General features: G+C 39.2%; 20 protein-coding genes. 3 read left to right on the top strand and 17 right to left on the bottom strand.

Going from position 1 to position 19,080, the window contains the following annotated elements; genetic code table 11:
• Positions 1-78: 78 nt before the first annotated feature.
• Positions 79-1,536, bottom strand: a complete 1,458-nt coding sequence (locus RV13_RS01320; protein WP_071875947.1) for a sensor histidine kinase — start codon at positions 1,534-1,536, stop codon at positions 79-81.
• Positions 1,537-1,762: 226 nt separating this feature from the next.
• Here RV13_RS01320 and RV13_RS01315 point away from each other — a divergent pair, with 226 nt between their 5' ends.
• The gene (locus RV13_RS01315; protein ID WP_060789059.1) at positions 1,763-2,662 is read left to right on the top strand and encodes a hypothetical protein; all 900 of its coding nucleotides are present in this window, start codon (positions 1,763-1,765) and stop codon (positions 2,660-2,662) included.
• A gap of 50 nt (positions 2,663-2,712) precedes the next feature.
• On the opposite strand, the gene pnuC is transcribed toward RV13_RS01315, so the two are convergent.
• From pnuC to RV13_RS01270, 9 genes are all read right to left on the bottom strand, one after another.
• A complete protein-coding gene (gene pnuC, locus RV13_RS01310) occupies positions 2,713-3,456 on the bottom strand; it encodes a nicotinamide riboside transporter PnuC (protein ID WP_060789060.1) in 744 nt (247 codons plus the stop codon).
• A gap of 56 nt (positions 3,457-3,512) precedes the next feature.
• Positions 3,513-4,220, bottom strand: coding sequence for a deoxynucleoside kinase (locus tag RV13_RS01305; RefSeq protein WP_060789061.1), 708 nt, complete (start codon positions 4,218-4,220; stop codon positions 3,513-3,515).
• Between the two features lie 208 nt (positions 4,221-4,428).
• Positions 4,429-5,433, bottom strand: a complete 1,005-nt coding sequence (locus RV13_RS01300) for an SIS domain-containing protein (RefSeq protein ID WP_010743443.1) — start codon at positions 5,431-5,433, stop codon at positions 4,429-4,431.
• A gap of 19 nt (positions 5,434-5,452) precedes the next feature.
• Entirely contained in the window at positions 5,453-6,508 is a 1,056-nt protein-coding gene (locus RV13_RS01295; RefSeq protein ID WP_010743442.1) for an SIS domain-containing protein, read from the bottom strand.
• A gap of 15 nt (positions 6,509-6,523) precedes the next feature.
• Positions 6,524-7,351, bottom strand: coding sequence for a PTS system mannose/fructose/sorbose family transporter subunit IID (locus RV13_RS01290; protein WP_371089236.1), 828 nt, complete (start codon positions 7,349-7,351; stop codon positions 6,524-6,526).
• Positions 7,335-8,123 carry a PTS mannose/fructose/sorbose/N-acetylgalactosamine transporter subunit IIC gene (locus RV13_RS01285; RefSeq protein ID WP_010743440.1) on the bottom strand — a complete coding sequence of 263 codons (789 nt, stop codon included), beginning with the start codon at positions 8,121-8,123 and terminating at the stop codon, positions 7,335-7,337. Before RV13_RS01285 ends, RV13_RS01290 begins: the two co-directional genes overlap by 17 nt.
• Positions 8,124-8,143: 20 nt before the next feature.
• Positions 8,144-8,614 carry a PTS sugar transporter subunit IIB gene (locus tag RV13_RS01280; RefSeq protein WP_010743439.1) on the bottom strand — a complete coding sequence of 157 codons (471 nt, stop codon included), beginning with the start codon at positions 8,612-8,614 and terminating at the stop codon, positions 8,144-8,146.
• 23 nt (positions 8,615-8,637) lie between these two features.
• On the bottom strand, positions 8,638-9,057 hold the full coding sequence (locus RV13_RS01275) for a PTS sugar transporter subunit IIA (protein WP_010743438.1): 420 nt from the start codon (positions 9,055-9,057) through the stop codon (positions 8,638-8,640).
• Between the two features lie 81 nt (positions 9,058-9,138).
• Positions 9,139-11,910 carry a sigma-54-dependent transcriptional regulator gene (locus RV13_RS01270; protein WP_010743437.1) on the bottom strand — a complete coding sequence of 924 codons (2,772 nt, stop codon included), beginning with the start codon at positions 11,908-11,910 and terminating at the stop codon, positions 9,139-9,141.
• 327 nt (positions 11,911-12,237) lie between these two features.
• On the opposite strand from RV13_RS01270, the gene RV13_RS01265 reads away from it, so the two are divergent.
• Positions 12,238-13,086 (top strand): RNA polymerase sigma factor, encoded by an 849-nt coding sequence (locus tag RV13_RS01265; RefSeq protein ID WP_010743436.1) that lies wholly within the window; start codon positions 12,238-12,240, stop codon positions 13,084-13,086.
• Positions 13,083-13,775, top strand: a complete 693-nt coding sequence (locus RV13_RS01260) for a DUF2461 domain-containing protein (RefSeq protein WP_010743435.1) — start codon at positions 13,083-13,085, stop codon at positions 13,773-13,775. The genes RV13_RS01265 and RV13_RS01260 overlap by 4 nt, the downstream gene beginning before the upstream one ends.
• A gap of 50 nt (positions 13,776-13,825) precedes the next feature.
• Here RV13_RS01260 and RV13_RS01255 read toward each other — a convergent pair whose 3' ends face one another.
• The 7 genes from RV13_RS01255 to RV13_RS01225 form a co-directional block, all read right to left on the bottom strand.
• On the bottom strand, positions 13,826-14,296 hold the full coding sequence (locus RV13_RS01255; RefSeq protein WP_275689951.1) for a C39 family peptidase: 471 nt from the start codon (positions 14,294-14,296) through the stop codon (positions 13,826-13,828).
• Entirely contained in the window at positions 14,277-15,155 is an 879-nt protein-coding gene (locus RV13_RS01250; RefSeq protein ID WP_010743433.1) for an MFS transporter, read from the bottom strand. The genes RV13_RS01255 and RV13_RS01250 overlap by 20 nt, the downstream gene beginning before the upstream one ends.
• Position 15,156: 1 nt before the next feature.
• Positions 15,157-16,329: a M20 metallopeptidase family protein gene (locus tag RV13_RS01245; RefSeq protein ID WP_010743432.1), complete on the bottom strand. Its 1,173-nt coding sequence runs from the start codon at positions 16,327-16,329 to the stop codon at positions 15,157-15,159.
• Positions 16,330-16,488: 159 nt separating this feature from the next.
• On the bottom strand, positions 16,489-16,857 hold the full coding sequence (gene dhaM / locus RV13_RS01240) for a dihydroxyacetone kinase phosphoryl donor subunit DhaM (protein WP_028020697.1): 369 nt from the start codon (positions 16,855-16,857) through the stop codon (positions 16,489-16,491).
• Positions 16,850-17,428: a dihydroxyacetone kinase subunit DhaL gene (gene dhaL, locus RV13_RS01235; RefSeq protein WP_010743430.1), complete on the bottom strand. Its 579-nt coding sequence runs from the start codon at positions 17,426-17,428 to the stop codon at positions 16,850-16,852. Before dhaL ends, dhaM begins: the two co-directional genes overlap by 8 nt.
• A gap of 98 nt (positions 17,429-17,526) precedes the next feature.
• Positions 17,527-18,510, bottom strand: coding sequence for a dihydroxyacetone kinase subunit DhaK (gene dhaK, locus RV13_RS01230; RefSeq protein WP_010743429.1), 984 nt, complete (start codon positions 18,508-18,510; stop codon positions 17,527-17,529).
• Positions 18,511-18,542: 32 nt separating this feature from the next.
• Positions 18,543-19,079, bottom strand: a complete 537-nt coding sequence (locus RV13_RS01225; protein WP_010743428.1) for a GNAT family N-acetyltransferase — start codon at positions 19,077-19,079, stop codon at positions 18,543-18,545.
• Position 19,080 lies beyond the last annotated feature (1 nt).

Genomic DNA, 19,080 nt, shown 5'->3' with positions numbered 1-19,080 from the left:
TTTGTTCTTACTATAAGTATAGCAAAGGTTGATTTCAAAAAGCCGTTATTTATAAAATAACAGCTTTTTCTGATGATTTTATTTTTCTTTAGGAAATTGTATCAGGAAGGTCGTTCCTTCATTTTTTTCGCTGGTCACTTCAATTGAACCGTGGTGCAGTCGCACTAGTTCCTTTACGATCGATAATCCAAGTCCAGACTCGCCTATCTTCGTATTTTTCCTTGACGGATCGGCTTTATAATAGCGATCCCAAATATTTTTTTGTTCCTCTTCAGTCATGCCGATGCCATTGTCCTCGACGGTGATAAATACATCTGAATCCGTTTCTTTGATTGCGACTTTTATCTCGCCGTTTTCGGTAAACTGAATGGCATTTTGAATAATATTCACCATAATTTGAATGAAACGATCGTGATCCGCATATACTTCAACAGAATCTGGAGTTGATAGGAGCAAGTGATCATTCATTGACTCGGCTTTTTTATTCAGTTGCGTCAGAATATTATTGATGGCTTCTGTTGCATTAAATGTTGTTAAAGAGAGAGTGATTTGATGGCTTCTGATATTTTCATAATCTAAATTCTGCTTCACTAAACGGATGAGTCGATCGGTCTCATTTTGCATCAACGATACAGCTTTTCCCTTTTGGTTTTCTGGGATCGCGCCATATTCAAGCCCCTCCAGCAGTCCCTTGATTGTCGTTAGCGGAGTCCTCATTTCATGAGAGGTATTTGCCATAAACTGCTTACGTAATTCCTCTTGGCGAATGATTTCCTTTTCGTTTTCCTGTAAGGACACCGCCATTTTATTGAAATCATGGGCCAGTTCATTAAACTCATCTTTATTGTTTTTTTCCTCGATTTCTATTTCATAATTCCCATTAGAGATTTGATTAACCGCTCGTTTCAAATCATTTATTTTTTTCACCTGTCTTGCTGCTAGGCCAAAACTGATCGCGCCACCAAACAGGGAGGAAATAATGAAGCCCTTCAGAAGATTGTCAGAAATCTTTTTTTCACTTTCTTCTAGGTCTCTAGCGGATTTTGAAGCAATTAAGACACCAGAAAACTCATTGGAAACATACCGATTAGAAAGAACATAGGACGTTTGATTAGGCTCACCAGTTAAATCATATTTGATTGTTTTATAGATACTTTCACCGTTTCTTAGTTTTTTCCATTCTGAATCGTTTAATAAGGACTCTTTGATTTCGGTTCGCGTTGAAGGATAGACCACATTCTTTTTACTATCAATCAAGACGAACTTAATTCCCTGTTGGGCTAGCACTTGTTCAGCGTTAGCTAAATGGTAAGGTAGAATCTCTTCACTAGTTAGGTTACCGTAGGGATTGGTATAAGGATTTGATAGATCACTATTCAACGAATCATTGACGGACTCAATGTATTCTCTAATCTGGTTGTAGTTTTGATTGACTAATGTCCGCTTATTGATGCTGGTAAAAGATATGCCGATCAATACGACTGTCAAAAGAATAAGGGACCAAAAAGCTAATAATTGCTGATACAAATATTTCATTGTTTTCCTCTTCTACTTGAATTCTGAATACCTTTACAATAGCTTATTTTCAGCTTTAAATCCTATGATTCATTAAAAATTCAAATAATAATCTTATTTTCATCAAGCTGGATTCTGATTTTTTATATTAAAAGGTGAAAAAGTATTTAAATTTAGTCGAACGTCTCCTCTTTCGCCTCTTGTGTCGAAATGCTACACTAAAAGTATTATTGAAGGGATTGATAAAATGACAAACGACTTGAAGTTAGATTCTGCTTTAAAATTGAAAAAAATGGTTAGAAACAAACAGTCGCTTGAGTTTTCAGAAATCGAGAACTTATTAGAAAACTCTGAGGTCATTACCAATATATTAGCTGAACCTTTCCGTACAGATACATTTACCGGTTTGCGAAAACTAGAGTTCTTATTAACGGAGCTTTCAGAAATTCCTTATTTCGAGCGGCTTGATCAGGTGCAGACGATGCTGGAAACTCTGCACACTCATGTGTCATTTGAAGAAGGATTTTCATTAACTGGAAAACAAGAAGGAATTTTAGCCTGTCACAACGCACTCTGTACTTTACTATTTTTGCGTGCTGGTAAAAAGAACTGGGCGGAAAAAGGAATTCAATGGATTATTTATTACTTTCCATTTACTAAGAATGAACCTTCCGATTGGCATGGCAAGGATCTTTTTCATCGCTTTGGCGGTTGCGTCGGAAAGTCTCCCTGCTACGATGGTTTAGTTAAGTCAATTAAAGCTCTCTCCGAGTACGCCGCTAAATACGGTGATTTTCCAGGACTTCAGGCAAAATTGGATAAAGGAATTGCTTCTCTATTGAAGCATCGAGTTATTTTCCATGAAATGAATGATGAATATTTGTACGATGACTTGATCACTCTGTTTTATCCCTACCCTTATCGAACAAATATCATCGAAGCATTAACTGTTTTGAAAGCTGAGGATCAGCTAGATCGCGTTGAGTGTCGCCAAGCGATTGACTACCTAAAAGAAAAACAATCCGCCAACGGCTATTGGCAAGCAGAGAAGATTTTTATGAAAAGCTCTTGGATGCCGTTTGATCCTATAAAAAAACCTGGCGCTTGGATCACAGATGAAATTGAATGGCTTCTTTCAGATCAATAAAAAAGATCTCCATGACAAAAAGTCATCGAGATCTTTTCTTATATATTAAATCAGTGGCTCAGATGATAATACTCTTCTTCCATCCGTTGCATTCTTTCCCGTTCCTTTTTGTTATACCAAGGAGAAACGGTAAATGCCAAAAAGTCATTGATCAGGTAAACAGAGCTATTCACGAACATTGCCAAGCTTGCGGAGCCATGTCTGAAGGAAATGTACCAAAGAACCATTTGAGCAAGCCCTGATGCCAACCACCAAAAGTATTGATTATTGTAACGTAAGAAACTGATAATGCCTGCACTTAAGCTAATTGAAAAGGCAATTGCATCAATCCAAGGACGAGGGTCATCCGTAAAGCGTTGAATCAGAAAACCGGAAACAAAGTACACAAGGATCGTACTGATAATTGCCACAAACCAGGTTTTCCCAGTAAACTTGCGAATCTTAGACGCCATATTATGGTTCCACTCTTTACTTAGCAATACGGGAATATCCAGTGTGATCATATACGCGATTTGTTCCCCGATGCTTAAGTAGTTTTTAGCGGAATAGCCTACATAAATAAAGCAAATCGCAGAAATAATTCCTAAAATACCATTGACCGATTTCGCGGCATTAATCGAAAGAATACATAAGACACCTAAAGTCGTACCGATAAACGTGATCACTGTAAGCCATGTGATCGGTTGATTGACTAAGGTCATGATCTGGCAGCCTAAACTAAAGAAAAAGAGGTAATAATTCTGTTGTGGCCAGCCTTTTAACTGATGAAGTAAAAACTTGAAATAATTTAACATAATTGGCTCCTTCTAGAAAACGGTCGTTCTTTATTTAGTAAGAAAAAAAGGACGTTTTAAAAAATCCCTTTTTCCATCTTTTCACTTGAATAATAGCTTGCGTTCTTGAACGTTAATACGTTCAGCTTGTTGGTTTCTTCCTTGATTTGATTGATCACGATTTCTGCTGCCTTTGGATCAGCAACAAAATCATAGCGGTCTCCGTTAATTTGAATTTTGGGACAAATCGTGAAGCTGTCAAACCATTTTTCATAACGTTCATTAACCAGCTTGTAATAATCATATAGCTCTGGATTCGTAGCGATTTGTTCATAATCTCGGCCACGTTTTTCAATCCTCTCCAGCATGACATCAAATGAGACTTTGATGTGTACCAGCAAATCGGGTCTTTTTTTCGGCGCTGTATGCTCCAATTCCTTTAACATCGTATCTAGCAAATGATCGTATTGCTTCACTTCCTCCGAACTTACGCGACCAAGATCTGCATTCAAGTGAAAAAGCAGACTGTCTTCATAAATCGAACGATCCAATACGTTATCTGCTTGCGGCAAGGCATCCTTCATCGCTAAAAAGCGTTTATTCAAAAAGAATACCTGCAACAAAAATGTATATTTTTCTGGATTCGAGTAAAACAATGGCAGTACTTCATTGTCATCCACGTTCTCATAAAATGGTTTTGAGTTCATTTCCTGTGACAACATATCTGTCAGACTGCTTTTCCCCGCACCAATCGTGCCAGCGATCAATAGCATCGTTTCATCCATCCTCTCTCAGTAAACTAAAATTTTCTTTCAAATCCTTGATAATAGTACTCCTATTTTTTTCGAAGTAAAGTCTAGATTTTGTGTCTATTTCGTGATATGTAAAAAAACAACACAATATATAGTGTTGTTGGGCTAGATGCTTTGAATGTGCTTTCTTATTTAATATACCAGTAAAAAACCCCTTTGCTCATGCAAAGAGGTTTCTAAATTAATACTCAAACTGACGGTAATAGCGACGAATATCCAACGGATGACAATTTAATTTCTCTACATGGGCATCGATTCGTTGGGTCACACAATGCATCAATAGATGCGGCAATACGCGTCCGCGGTTTTTCTCACTGATACCTTCAATCGGATAATCCTTTGAATCAATGAAGGTATAGTTCCCGCAAATACGTGGCAGCAAGTTTTTCACTCGCTCTGCCAATGGTCGCTGTTCATCTTCTCCTAAGAACAAAGTCACTGGCGTTGTTTCGTCCACGATTTCTAATGTACCATGTAAGAATTCCGCTGCATGAATGGATTTAGAACGTAGCCAGCTTTGTTCTTCCCAGTAGCACATCGCGTAAGAATACACGGCTCCCCATTGATTTCCGGCTCCAATAAAGTAATGCATAGCATCATGGCGATGTTTTTCAGCAAATTCACGTCCGAAATCCTCCGCTTGTTTCTCAGCTTCTACTAACCCTTTCGCTAGGTATTGTTCCAGCTCACCATAGTATTCTTCATAATCAGGAAAATCTCCATTTTTATTCATCAAGCGATCTGCAGCCATAAAGAATTTGATTTGTTCCGTTCCAGGCGCTGGATAAGTAATCACATGATCACAGCTTTCCGCTAAGCTAGTGCCCTCAGTATCAATAAAGCCTAATAGTGTAGCCCCTACTTTTTTGATTTCCTTCACCGCACGGACGACTTCTTCAGTTGTTCCTGTCACTGAGGAAAGAATGACCAGTGAATCTTTAGTTAATCGACGGTTTCCGGTAGTGTAGTATTCTGCTGCATGTTGCACATATGCTGGTAAATCACTGCGGCCGTTAATGTATGTTACTGCTTGCATAGCCGATGCATAGGTTCCGCCAATCCCTAGATAAAAAATATTGTCATAGCCTTTTTCCATAACTTCGTCGATAATTTGTTCGACCTGTGGACGTAATGCCAAAGCTCCTTGAATATCATCAATCTGTTGCTGCTCGTTAAATTTCAACATGTTCTAAACTCCTCAACTTTTATATTTTACTTTTTAATACCGAATCAAAATCATCAAAAATTCGTTTGCTTAAATCGATTCCTTTTGCTGTCGCTGTGCGATAAGCCAATAATTGGAATGGAATAATCAATAGTAATGGTGAGAAAATCTCTGGAATCGTGACAGCTAGGCCCAAAGTATTCTTATCAGAACTTTTTTCTGTGGTTACTTTTAGAATACTTCCGACAGAGCTATCCATATAATCCGCTAATGCTTGTGATCTGCTTTGATTGACGCTTGGTGTTTCGATGAAGAACAGTGTATGCTCCCAATTTGCTTCTAGATAAGGGCCGTGCATATATGCTTCCAGTTCAAAGCCTTGGCTGGGACGGCGAACTGTTTCCGTGAATTTCGTCTCAAATTCCTTCGCCGTTCCCCAGTTTGGTCCATAGCCTAGAGCAACAAATCGACCACCAAGCTTCAAAAGCGGTTCATGCTGTTTAAAAAACTCATCAGATTGGGCAATGACTGCTGGAATTTTTTCAATCACCTTCTGTAATTCTTCCTTCAGCTCGACCAAACGTTGCTCATCAATTTTATTCTTCGATACCCCTACTTTGATCGCCAATAAAATCAACTGTAAAATTGTCGCCGAAAAACCTTTCGTTACAAAACCAACTGTTTCAATTCCAGTGTTTAAATCAATGACAGTATCGACGACTTGAGCAATCGGACTGTCTAGATCACTCGTCAAAACGATTCGTTGAATTTCCTGCTCATCTAATTGCTTCATCGCATCAATGGTGGAAGCACTCTTTCCGCTTTGCGACACACCGATGATTGTATCTGTTCCCTTAATCAATCGTCCATAATGGTTGAAGTTATAAGGCTCTTCAATAGTGATGCTCACATCCGCCAGCTGTTCAAACGCTGCCTTCGCAGATAAACAGGCATTGTTGGAAGAGCCGGTGGCCAAAATGGTGACGGTAGCCATTGTAGAAAATTTTGAATCGCTGGAAAAATCATAGTCCTTCAAAATTTTAGCCAATGTTTCCTGTTCTTGATTGATGTAATCAAGCATTGTTTTTGTTGTCATTCTATTCCTCCATTCTTAAAAGAGACCGATCCATGAACCAAGGATGCCAAAAATAGCTAACCCTAATAAAATCGTCAACGCTTTGACTTCCTTTTTCAACAGATAGAAGACTGCTCCGAAAGCGCCTAAGGATAAGATTCTTGGTACGATATCATCAAAAATACTTTGTACGGTCACAGCATTTTCTCCTGTACCGATTTTTAGTGGAATGTTGATATCGATCATTGAGGCGGTCATTCCACCAACAACCATCAACCCAATAATCGAAGCGCCTAATGTTAGACTGCCCATCATGCCGTTTTCTTGAATTTTCTTCAAAAACCCTGTCCCTAATTTATAGCCCCATGAAGTCGCAAAATAGCGGAACAATAAATGTGGAATATTAAAAATAACCAAGAATAGAATCGGACCTAAGATATTTCCTTGCATGGCTAGCGACGTTCCTACACCTGTAGCGATCAAGCGTAGGGTCCCCCAGAAGAAGGAGTCACCAATTCCGGCTAACGGGCCCATTAACGAGGTTTTAATATTATCAATGGTTGAAACATCAAAATTGGGATCGTTGGCATTTTCTTCTTCCATCGCTGCGTTAATCCCCAAAATCAACGTTACAATGTGTGGAGTCGTATTGAAGAACTCTAAGTGGCGCTTCAATGCGGCAGCCATTGTTTCTTTAGTTTTATATAGTTTCTTCAGGATTGGAATCATGGCGTAGCAGTAGGCGAGATTCATCTGACGTTCATAATTCCAAGAGAATTCCATTTGGAAAGAGCGCCAAAACACCTTGCTTAAATCTTTTTTCGTGATTTTTAACTCATCTTTTTCATTAGAAGTCATCATCATCAACTACCTCCCCTGTTGAAGTTTGAGCACTATTATTCTGACCGCCGCGCACATTCATAATATTCACCACAACCACCGCAACGATGGCGCCGAAAATAGCGATTCCCGTTACCGGAATTTCTAAATAAGCAGCTAGAGCAAAGCCTAAGAAGAAATACGGAGCCACTTGCTTATTGATTAATAATCTAGCAAGCATCGCAAACCCTAATGCTGGAATCAAACCGGTCGCCACAGATAAGCCGTGTTGAATAAATTCTGGAATCATAGCTAGCAAATTACCAACCGTTTTACTACCTACCATAAATGAGATCATTACGACTAAACCAAGCATCAAAGAAAGTCCCAGACCAGCGGCTAAGTGCATACGCTCAACTCCCTTATAATTGGCCTCTTCAGCGTATTTATCAGCCTTTTGGTTCATAATTGGAATTAAAATTCCAAGATAAATATTTTTCAGAATCAATGTCAAGGTCGCAATTGGCAATCCTAGAAGCAAAGCTGTTTCTGTTCCTGCACCGGCGGTAATCGCAAAGGCGGTTCCTAAAACACCACCAGTAACAACATCCGGCGGAATCGCCGCTCCGACTGAGAAGGAACCAATAAATGCTAACTCTAATGTTGCCCCCATAATAATGCCGGCCTTCATATCTCCTAGTACGATCCCCGTAAATAATCCCGTTACGATTGGTCGGGACAAGAGTGAGGTCCCTAACGCATACTCAGACTGAGCAATAAACGCGACTAACCCAAGTAAAATTGCTTGAATAAGCATATTTCTTCAACCTTTCTTTTTTAAAGAACTTCAGTGACAGCGACTTTTTTATCGGTAGGAACTTGTCGAATTTCAACTTCAATCCCTTTGTTTACCATTTCCTTTAGAACTTCTTCCTCTTCTGGTAGAACATTTACCGCTTTCCCGATGCTTCTTGTGCCTTCTTTTGCTTTGATGCCGCCTAAATTAATTTTTTTGATTTGCGGATACGCATCTGCTAGTTTTTTTGCATCTGCGATCGATTCCACGACGATAAACAATTTGTATTTGTCTGTCACGCCGCTTTGAAGTGCCGCAATCGAGTCTTCGATATTTTTGATAACCAATTTGACTCCCTGCGGCTTGGCTAATTTGATCGTTGTTTTACGCAGTTCATTTGTAGGAACGTCATCATTTGCGATCAAAATACAATCGGCTCCCAACCCCTGCGTCCATGAAAATGCCACTTGCCCATGCAATAATCGATGATCCACTCTTGTTAGTAAAATCATTTTTTCTCCTCCATTTCTTATGATTAAAATTCTTCTTCTGCTAGTTCCTTTTTAACCACTTGATTACAAAATTGGATCATCTGTTTCGATGACTCCAACGCTGTTTCGATAAGCTGCGGCAGAGAGTCAGCGCTTTGCAACTGCATCGTTAGTTCTACTAAAAATGGCAAATTCATTCCTGCGACTAAATAGAAATCCGAACGATCAATATGGCTTAAAAATTCATTATTTACGCTGCCGCCGAATAAATCAGTCACCACAACCAATTCTTGCTGATGATACTTTTCCAACAGTTCATTTACTTCTTTTTCTAAGTCGAAATCTTCTGTTAAATAGCAATCCAATGTTTCCACTGTTATTTGAGTTCCGCAGATCAGTGCTAAAGAAGAACGCATTCCTGACGCTAACTTGCCATGGGATGCTAGAACCAGTTTTCTTTCCAATACGATTCACCTCTCAATCTCTTCTACACTTATAATAAAAGCAAGCGGTGTGCCAACTTTAGTGGCGCACCGCTTGCTTTGCTAAAATTCTTCGTCTTTCATAGAAGTATCAGACTTTTCATGGATAATATCGAATATATAAGCGAGTTCAGAATCAGGGATCGTGACACTATAATCTCTTTCTATGACACTAAACGCCTGTTTGATGATTTCCAAGAGTTCTTTTTGACACTGATACAGTTCCGCATAACCTTCGTAGGTCTCAATCGGAACATTTCGTATCAGCCGTTCGATCAAACAACTAACGTGTACATAAAGAGCAAGCTTTTTCGCGTTTGATAGCTGAATTCTTCCAGCCAACTCTAAGTCACGCATAAATAGATCAATCTCCCTCATGACCTTATCTGTATCAAGTATGGTAACTGAATCTATAACCTTTTCCAAAGAGAAATTACGAATCACATTGGTATTGAAAATCTGATTTTCTTCCTCCGTCATCACTGATGTTAACCATTCTGTAAGGATCTGCTGTTCATCACCAGAAATCAGTTCCTCTAACGATAAATATGGCATCTTTGGAATGTGAGGATCATCGGTACCAATAATTCCTAACACCTCATAAACTGAAAAAACAGTCTCATCTAGTTTTTTCTCTTCTAAAACACGATACTCGTAAGGAAGTATCTTCAACTCACACGTACTAGGCAAGCTTTTTTCAAGTAAATGACAAATTTGCGTAGCTGTTCCGATCCCTGTTTGACAGGTAGTCAATAACGCTTTGGTTCGGTTTTCCTTAGGATAAATGATTTCCCAATCAAAATGTGCTTCCTCGGCAGATTTAGTTGCCAGCTCATTCAACGTTCGTTGAAACTTGATATTTTCACCCACAGCGATGGCTAATGGTGTAGTTACGTTGTTCATAATAACGATCGGAACGTTGATTTGTTTTGGAAAGTATTGATAAATTTCCTTGAGACTACCCATATCTACTAGAATAACCAACCCATTTGAGATATCATTGTTTTCACTATAATCCAAAATTTCTTCCGCTATTTGCTGCGGTGTCACATCCAAAGGCATATCAAAGGATTCAAAAACATCTTTTCCTAAAAAGCGATTGGCTACATTAGCAATACTGCTGGCCGTCGCATAACCATGAGCGACGATTACCGCTTTTGCCATTCCTTGCTCTTTCGTCCAATCAGCCTTTTTCAAATATAAAGTCAATACAATGCGATCCATTGCTGATATTTCGATATCTACCTTTGGCTTGCATAGCTCAAGAATTCTCTGAACATAATAATAGCTCGCTGGATAGGCTTCAGAGATTTGCGTTTCTAGCTGACGTATCAGCTCCATGATTTGAGTGTCCTCAGACATCCAACGGCTAGAACCTCGCTGAAATAAGTAGTACCCGACAGCATAGACACTATTACCGTTAAACTTAATCTGATAAGCACTTTCCATTTGTCGAAAAGTTTCACGAACATATTGAGTGAGATACAAGAGCATCTCATGCTTTTGCTGACGATCCGTTTCAAACAGCAGGTAATCAAATAGCTGATCGACGATTTCTTTTAAATTCAATTGACAGTCGCTTAATCGCCCTTGAGATTTTTGATATTCTAAAATCATCTTAGTAAAAGAATCCTCTACTCTTTTCTGACTCTGGGTATTTGCTAACATTAAAGTATCCAGACGCGATTCACTATTGATCAAAACTTCCTCAGGCAGTGAGTTTTGCAAATTAGAACTATTCATTGAAAGCAAAGATTCTGGCAAGTGATAAATAGTCAGCTTTACTGGCTGGTCAGGACTTACTTCAGAAAGTGCCTTAGCTGTCATGACCTTAATGATATTTTTAAGCTCACCGATGTTTCCCTTAAAGTTTCCACTCGCCAATAATTCTAAAGTCTGACCTGTAATCAGCAGTTCCCGTTTGACTTTCGTCTGTTCATGGATCAAAAAAGAATAGATCAATTCTAAGCGTTCATTTCTCGCTCGCTCCTGCAAAGAAGGAATCGTCACCTGAATTGGGATACGCCGAATAAAGGTATTCAAAAAATTACTTGTCAAATCCTCTGTTGTTGCAAAAAACAACCTGGTATGAACACTTATTGGGTGACTAGTGTCTCCCATTCGATAAATCTCTCCCTGATCTAAATACGTAAAGAGCTTTTCCTGACCTTCCGCATTTAAGCGGTGTACCTCGTCTAAAAACAGTATCCCACCATCGGCAGCTTCAAAGGCTCCTTTTCGATCCGTTTCTGCTCCTGTATAGGCTCCCTTCACACTGCCAAAAAGATTACTCGTCAACAATTCAGGATTGTTCGCATATTGAGCACAGTTTAGGGTGATAAAAGGTGCATCTTCTGGTAACAGCTCTTTTTGAATGCAGTAATGATGAACCAACTTGACTAGATAGCTTTTCCCAGTACCGCTCTCCCCATTGATCAGCACCGGCAGACCACCATCAGGATAATTAAGCGCCGCCTTGATTTGTTCAATGACTCGATTGAGACTTTTATCATGGCCAATCAAAAGCGAAAAGAAGTCCTGCTCTTTCCCAAACATCGGCTGTTCAGCTAAAATCATTTGAACGCTTTCATAATGATTCGTGCGTAACCCAAAAAATTGCTTTTCAAAGGCTCCTTTGTGAAAATAATAAACCGGTCTGGAATTTATTTTTACAAGCTCTCCGCTTTCAGTCAGTTGATTTAGGTATTGGCTTACCGTATTTCGTTTTACCTTGAAAACCTCAGCCAATTTTGAGGCGGTAAATAATTCGCTAAGATCCTCTAAATTGAGAAAAGCGGTTTGATTCTTTAAATAATTTAATAATTCCTCTTTCATACACTTTCCCCCTTCTCTTTATATTAAAAAAAGCTGCTTCAAAGTCAATCTAAATTTTTAGTAGAGAGAAATCCATCCTTCACTTTTCATTAAGCAAGCACGATGCCAGTTATTGTTCCTCTTCTATTTGAAGAACTGTCGAACATTAATCAAAAGAAGTTCAACACTTTATGAATGATCAGAAACTGTTGAATAGAGTGTTGAAGATTATTTGTCTTGAATTATTCATAGCAAAAAAAGGAAAAATCTGACAAAATAGAAGAAAGCTGGACAATTTATGTCACACTTATCCTCTTCGTTTGTCTAATGGGTTAAAGGAGGGAAATAATGGAAAACGATCAAGAAAGACTACTCGTTGAAGCCTCACTGGCAGGGAATTCCGATGCTTTAGCAGAGTTATTAACTTCGGTTAAAGACAGTGTATTCAATCTTTCTTTAAGGATGTTGGGAAATGTTTTTGATGCTGAAGATGCAACGCAAGAAATTCTGCTTAAGGCAATGACAAACCTATCTTCTTTTAAGCAGTATAGTCGCTTTAGCACCTGGGTTTATCGAATTGCCATCAATTATCTGATAAATAATCAAAAAAAGCGGTCCTTTAAAGAAAAACTGACCTTTGATCTTATGGCAGAGGATCTAGAACAGTCGATTCCAGTAACTGATGAAAATTATTTCGGCTTAGAAGAAGACGAGCTTGCTGAGGAATTAAAACTTTCCTGCACAAATATTATGTTGCAGTGCTTAAGTCCTCAAGATCGCTGTGTTTTTATTTTGGGAACGATGTTTAAAATGAATAGTCAGCTAGCCGGTGGCTTACTAGAAATGACACCGGAAGCCTATCGAAAGAAGCTATCTCGCACACGAAAACGAATGGGAAGTTTTTTGAGTACCCATTGTGGAGTAGCTGGTGGCAGCTGTGAGTGTAAAAAGAGAATCCCCTTCGCTATTCAACAAAAGCGACTCAATCCTTCCCAGCTTGATTATTCTTCTTTAAAAAAATCAAAGCTAGGAACAATTTTTCATCAAAAACAAAACATGGAATTTTTAGATGAGCAAACCCTTATATTTGAAACCTTGTCTCACTATCAATCTACTTTTGATCCTCAACAGTTTCTCAAAGAACTGCTTGGATCACAACAATTATCGGAACTAACCCAGGAGGATGAACTTTTATGACCTACAAAAAAATCTTTAACTACTTATCTGAATTAGAGAAAAACAACAACCGTGAATGGTTCCACGAAACAAAGCAAGCTCGTATGGAAGCAACTGAAGCGTTCAATCAATTGATAGACAGTCTCTCTCAAAGTCTTCACGAAAAAGATCCTGATAGTCCTTTGATACCAGCAAAAAATTTAACTTTCAAGCTTAATCGTGATACACGCTTTAGTCATGATAAATCACCTTATAATCCTGTTTTTCGCGCTCATATCGGGCCAAACGGAAAACTGCCGATTCCCTGTGGGTACTTTATTTTCTTGAAACCAAACAATCAGTCTTTTTTAGGCGGAGGATTATTTGCGGATATGTTTTCTGACGCTACAGAGTGTATTCGTCAAGCTTTAATTGAACACGAAGCTCAATTTTTCTCTATTATTGAAAAGCCGGCCTTCAAAAAATACTATCAGGTGAAAGGAAATCAATTAAAGCGAATCCCGCGGGGCTATGAAGATTATGCTGACACCCCTATTGGAGACTATTTGAAATATAAAAGTATGTATTTAGAATTACTCATTAGTGATGAAGAAATACTTTCTGCCGATGATTTTGTTATGGAGACAACAGAGAAGTTTCTATTAATGAAAGAGTTCAATCAATTTTTGAATACTGCGCTTCGAGACTTCCGTTTTCCCGAGCGTAAATAAAACAAAACAGCCAACCCCTTGATGAAGGGATTGGCTGTTTTTCTCACTGCTTATCTCACAACAACAGCGTATTTTCTTAAATTATAGCTGGCTTCAAATTTACTGGCGGAAACCCAGTATTTTCCAGCATTTGGATCGGAGATATGATACGTATTGTTCGACTCATTGAAGCCATCTAGGGTTACAATGTGGGCATTGTCAATCCCTGTTCCCCACCAGTACTTACCATAGACTGGCTTTGCATAGTTCCCCGTTACATAGACAACAACTGGGTTACCCTTACGGAGTTCATCCTTTAATGTTTCGACAGAACTGCCGGAAATATCCGCGACCTTCCCATATTTATTTCCCCATTGTGCCAACGGTTTCGCATAAATCGAATGATAGATATTCGGCTTGATCACATCTGGGCGTCCCGAAAAGCCATTGTTAGGATTGTTATTTGGCGACATAGGCATTTCCTTAATAAAACTCTTCAAATTGTATTTCTTAGCATAGCCTTTATTTTGTAAGGCCTGCAATCGAAGCAACTAAGATCACTTGTTTTTCTCGGTTCTTAAAATAGCGACTAACTGCAGATCCGGAAAATATTGCGCTAATCATCATAACAAAGCCAATTAACGCAGTCATCATCGCCATATTATTCATGCTTAATTGAAATTCATCCACTAAGTACGAGGCAATCCATCCTGTCATCCCGTAAACGGCGGCATTGATGAAAAAGGCAGCAAGTACCATGACCCATACATTTCGATCTTTGATTATCTTAATAAAAGAAACATTCGACTGATTAGCCGTAACAAGAGGCACGCCGGCTGTCTTTGGGATTCCACGTACCATGATCAATCCAATGACCAAGACAATGCTGCCATAAATAAAGTAGGTCATTTTCCAGCCGACGAAAGTTAACAAGGGAGCGACGAGTAAAGGCCCTACAATCCCTGCGAAACCAGAGGAAGCAATCATCGATGACTGAACAGCTCCCCGTTTGGCCGGTTCTACTTCTTTCGTTACAAATCCGCTAACAGCTGACGGATAGCCTGCATGGGCAAATGATCCGGCAATAAAACGGATAAACAGCAGATAAAATAAGGAAAAACCAAATCCTAAACAAATCATCAAAGTACCAATTAGTAAAATCGCGAAAATCATGACTTTACGAGTACCTAAACGATTGCCCAAAAAACCAAAGGGTATCTGAAACAAGGTATAGCCTAGAAAAAAGGCACTCAAAACCAGCCCTTTTTGCCCAGCATCCATTCCTAAATCTTGTGCGATGGGAATAATTGATAGGCTGATAATATTTTTATCGAGATAGACACAGGTATAGCCTAAAAATATTAAAATTAAAGAGCGATTTATTTTATTTTTTTCTATCATTTTATGCACCTTCGAGAAAAGCCAAAGCAGCTTCTACATAGACATTTGCGCCAAACTCCAAAATATTTTCATCTAAAACGATTTTAGGATTATGCAGCATCAGTTCTGTATCAGCAGCGGTGATAAATAATGTGGTTGTTGGGATTCGATGACTGATTTCACCAAAGTCTTCACTTCCCATCATAGGGACTGCCAGTGGAGCATGTTGAAGAATGTTTGAAGGAAAGACTTTTTCTAACCTAGTTTTTACCGTGGCTGTCACGTCATGATCTACTTCGTTACTGCAGCAGCCATTCGTGAAATCAACCGTGACTTGTGCCCCAAATGCTTGTCCGATCGCCTCTGAAATTTCAACCATTCGTTTTTTGATCTGTTGACGAACTTCTTCTTTTAAGGTACGTAATGTTCCTTTCATATAGGCGGAGTTTGGGATTACATTCGATGAACCAGGTGTCCCTCCGACAAACTCACCAATCGTAAGAACAAAGCGTTCTGCTGAACTTATTTCACGTGCAGAAAGGGTTTGTAATGCCTCATAGATTTTAGTAGCAACATTGATTGGATCAATGGATACTTCTGGCATCGAGCCGTGGCTACCGACTCCTGCTACTTTAATTTCAAACCAATCTGCACTCGCCATGAATGTTCCAGCTGGCGCAACCAACACATTTTTTACTGGTAAATTCTTAAACGGAAAAACATGGATCATCGCACCGGCGTTAACTTTAGGATTGTCTAATAAGCCATCCTCTAAACAATCCTTTGCACCTTGAAGGATCTCCTCCCCTGGTTGAAAAAGTAATTTTACTGTCCCCTTCAACTCCATTTCTCGCTCCTTCAATATTTTCGCAGCACCTAAGAGCATCGTTGTATGCATGTCGTGTCCGCAGGCATGCATCGCGCCATTTCTTGACCGGAAAGATAAGTCCGTGTCTTCCATTAATGGTAGCGCATCCATATCCGCCCGTAATAAAAAAACGTTCTCTCCTTGACCGATCGTACAAGTGATGCCCATTTTTCCGCAGGCTTTTGGTTCATAGCCATATTCAACCAATTTTTGCCAGACAAAGTTTTTAGTAATGGAAAGTGCCATTCCAACCTCTGGATTTTGGTGTAGATGTCGCCGAATACTAATTAATTCTTCTAGTAATTTTGTTTCTTTAATCATTTCCATTTCTATTCCCCCTTTTGGAAAAATCATAGCATATTCCAAAAGCGAATATTTTCTTTCTTTTGATGTCAAATCATCAAAAAAACAATAGTTTCTTCTTACTTAGTTATTTTATAAAAAAAGAGAAGTCAGAAAAACTGACTTCTCTACGTATTTTGGATTCTATTTTATTTTTAATTCCGCCAATTGTTTTTCTATTTCTTCCTCGTCAGCATCTGCCGCTAATAAAGCACATGCCGTATATGCACTTTCGACTAAAGCTGTATCAAAGAGAGTAACTTTTTTATCCGTCATCTCGATAGCCATTTCTAAGTTCATCTTTGCACTGCCAAGATCGTAAAAGGCTAACAATAGGTCAGCTGTATTCTCCTCGATGGCTTGAGAAATTCGTTCCATTGAAGTTCCAATACCGCCGTCTTCTAAGCCACCAGCAGTTGTTACAGGAACGTTTTTGGCTACTTCGCCAATGAGACGTTTTAACCCTTCAGGAATTTCTTTTGTGTGAGAAACCAATAGAACACCTCTACTCACTGAAAACACCTGCCTCAATCATAGATTCGAAGAAATAGGCTGACGACATCGCACCTGGATCAATGTGTCCAATCGAACGTTCACCGACATAAGATGCTCGTCCCTTTGTTGCTTTGATATTTTTTGTTTTCTCTACTAAAATTTCAATTGTTGCCGGGTTCAATGTACCGTTATTTAAATTTTCTACTGCAGGGCCCCATAAATCTAACATAGTCTTTTCTCCAACAGTCGAATTTCCTCGTTTTTCGATTCCGGCGATAGCCGCTTTAAGTAAAAGCTCTGGATCACTTGTATCTTTGCTGGCTTTCATCATTTCCATCATAGCTGTGCCGTAAAGAGGACCTGATGCTCCACCAACTTTGCTGATCAACGCCATTGCAGCTGCTTTGAAAATATCCGGCAGCTCTCCCGATAGATCTGCTGCCATTACAGCGTCCATCCCGCGAGCCATGTTATTTCCATGGTCGCCATCGCCGATCGGTGTGTCTAGTTCACTCAAATAATCCTTTTTAATTTGAATCTTTTCATTGAATAATTCTAATGTCTTGCGCAAATTTTCTGGTGTAAACATGATGAACCTCCTAATTCGTACGAATACTATTCTTTTGATTTCAGCCTATAGCTATTTTTCGTTGTTAGTTGACTAGACAGACAGTATGATTAATTTTTTTACCAAGCGATTGTATGAACGGGTTCATTCAACAAACGTAGGCGTTCGTCGTCTAATTTGATCATTGTAATAGAGGCGCCTGCCATCTCAAGAGAGGTCATATAGTTGCCGACTTTGTTAAACGTAAGCTCAATCCCTTCTTCAGAGAGAATCTTCTTCGCATCATTGAACAGGATAAATAACTCCATCAATGGTGTAGCACCCATTCCGTTTACAAATAATCCATAGCTGTCGCCTGACTGCCAGTTGAATTCTGCTTTTAGCTTGCTGATAATTTCCTTCGCAATATCATAGGAATCTTTGATTTTTTCCCGACGGTAGCCTGGTTCACCGTGGATTCCTACCCCGAACTCCATTTCATCGTCTGCTAGCACGAAACCTGGTTTACCAACCTCTGGAACAGTTGCACCAGATAAAGCAATTCCGACTGTTTTTATGTCTTTAACAAGCTCTTTTCCGTAGCTTGCTAGCTCGGATACTGATTTTCCTTCACGTGCCATACTGCCTATAATTTTATGAACCAAGACTGTTCCAGCAACGCCGCGACGTCCTTGAGTATACGTGCTATCTTCAACGGCGATATCATCATCAACCAAGATAGAATCTACCTCGATATCATCCATTTCAGCCAAATCTTTTGCCATATCAAAGTTCATGACATCGCCTGAATAATTCTTTACGATCATTAAGGTGCCTTTTCCTTTATCTGTTGCCTTGATTGCTTCATGAATCTGATCTGGTGTTGGTGAGGTAAAGACTTGACCACAAACCGCCGCACTCAACATCCCATCTCCTACAAAACCTGCATGAGAAGGTTCATGACCGCTTCCACCACCGCTGACTAATGCGACTTGATCATAATCGTCGCTTCTGGCAACAACTAAGGTTTCTGGAACTTGCTTGACATAATCTGGATACGCACCAACCAAACCACTGACCATTTCTTCCACGACATTTTTCGGATCATTGATTATTTTTTTCACTCGCTTTTCCTCCTTGGTTTAAGGTATTTCCTCTATAAAACGCCATCTTCTTTAAGCAATCCATAAACAAGTGTATCCTGCCATATAGGTTTTCCTTCTTCGGTTCTATTAAAGAAGATATTTTTTCTTAAATGTCCTTCTTTTTTAAATCCCAACTTTTCTAATAGTTTCCAGGAAGCTTGATTTTCCGGATGACACTCCGCAAAGACACGGTGTGCTCCTTCTTGGTTGAAAACTTGATTGATCATCCCTAAACTCGCTTCGTAACCATAACCTTGATGTTGATAGTCAGAATGAAAAACAAAACCAATCTCCCAGCTTCCTTCTAAGACTTCTTCAAGGTAAATATTCCCGATTACCTTGTTTTTTAAGCATACCGCCCAGAATTGATCCGATTCGCTATGACTTTTTGCGATTTCTATGCTTTGTTGCTTATTAATCGGTTCATAAGGTTCATATTTTACAACACGTGGATCTGACAGATACTCCAACAAATCACGCCAATCACTGGGCACAAATTTTCTAATGATCAGTCGTTGTGTTTTTATCGTTTTCTCCGTCCCTTTCATG

It is taken from the genome of Enterococcus raffinosus, from assembly GCF_001886185.1.
Lineage (GTDB): Bacteria > Bacillota > Bacilli > Lactobacillales > Enterococcaceae > Enterococcus_A > Enterococcus_A raffinosus.
The sequence above is the reverse complement of the archived record's forward strand: the minus strand, read 5'-3'. Positions and strand labels throughout refer to the sequence as shown.

What these genes read in the sequence shown, in the direction of transcription:
- RV13_RS01300 (WP_010743443.1), bottom strand. Translation starts at nt 5,433, where the DNA reads ATGTTGAAATTTAACGAGCAGCAACAGATTGATGATATTCAAGGAGCT.
- RV13_RS01320 (WP_071875947.1), bottom strand. Translation starts at nt 1,536, where the DNA reads ATGAAATATTTGTATCAGCAATTATTAGCTTTTTGGTCCCTTATTCTT.
- dhaL (WP_010743430.1), bottom strand. Translation starts at nt 17,428, where the DNA reads ATGTTTACACCAGAAAATTTGCGCAAGACATTAGAATTATTCAATGAA.
- RV13_RS01295 (WP_010743442.1), bottom strand. Translation starts at nt 6,508, where the DNA reads ATGACAACAAAAACAATGCTTGATTACATCAATCAAGAACAGGAAACA.
- RV13_RS01315 (WP_060789059.1), top strand. Translation starts at nt 1,763, where the DNA reads ATGACAAACGACTTGAAGTTAGATTCTGCTTTAAAATTGAAAAAAATG.
- RV13_RS01290 (WP_371089236.1), bottom strand. Translation starts at nt 7,351, where the DNA reads ATGATGATGACTTCTAATGAAAAAGATGAGTTAAAAATCACGAAAAAA.
- RV13_RS01285 (WP_010743440.1), bottom strand. Translation starts at nt 8,123, where the DNA reads ATGCTTATTCAAGCAATTTTACTTGGGTTAGTCGCGTTTATTGCTCAG.
- RV13_RS01305 (WP_060789061.1), bottom strand. Translation starts at nt 4,220, where the DNA reads ATGGATGAAACGATGCTATTGATCGCTGGCACGATTGGTGCGGGGAAA.
- RV13_RS01225 (WP_010743428.1), bottom strand. Translation starts at nt 19,079, where the DNA reads ATGAAAGGGACGGAGAAAACGATAAAAACACAACGACTGATCATTAGA.
- RV13_RS01265 (WP_010743436.1), top strand. Translation starts at nt 12,238, where the DNA reads ATGGAAAACGATCAAGAAAGACTACTCGTTGAAGCCTCACTGGCAGGG.
- RV13_RS01260 (WP_010743435.1), top strand. Translation starts at nt 13,083, where the DNA reads ATGACCTACAAAAAAATCTTTAACTACTTATCTGAATTAGAGAAAAAC.
- RV13_RS01280 (WP_010743439.1), bottom strand. Translation starts at nt 8,614, where the DNA reads ATGATTTTACTAACAAGAGTGGATCATCGATTATTGCATGGGCAAGTG.
- RV13_RS01270 (WP_010743437.1), bottom strand. Translation starts at nt 11,910, where the DNA reads ATGAAAGAGGAATTATTAAATTATTTAAAGAATCAAACCGCTTTTCTC.
- pnuC (WP_060789060.1), bottom strand. Translation starts at nt 3,456, where the DNA reads ATGTTAAATTATTTCAAGTTTTTACTTCATCAGTTAAAAGGCTGGCCA.
- RV13_RS01250 (WP_010743433.1), bottom strand. Translation starts at nt 15,155, where the DNA reads ATGATAGAAAAAAATAAAATAAATCGCTCTTTAATTTTAATATTTTTA.
- RV13_RS01245 (WP_010743432.1), bottom strand. Translation starts at nt 16,329, where the DNA reads ATGGAAATGATTAAAGAAACAAAATTACTAGAAGAATTAATTAGTATT.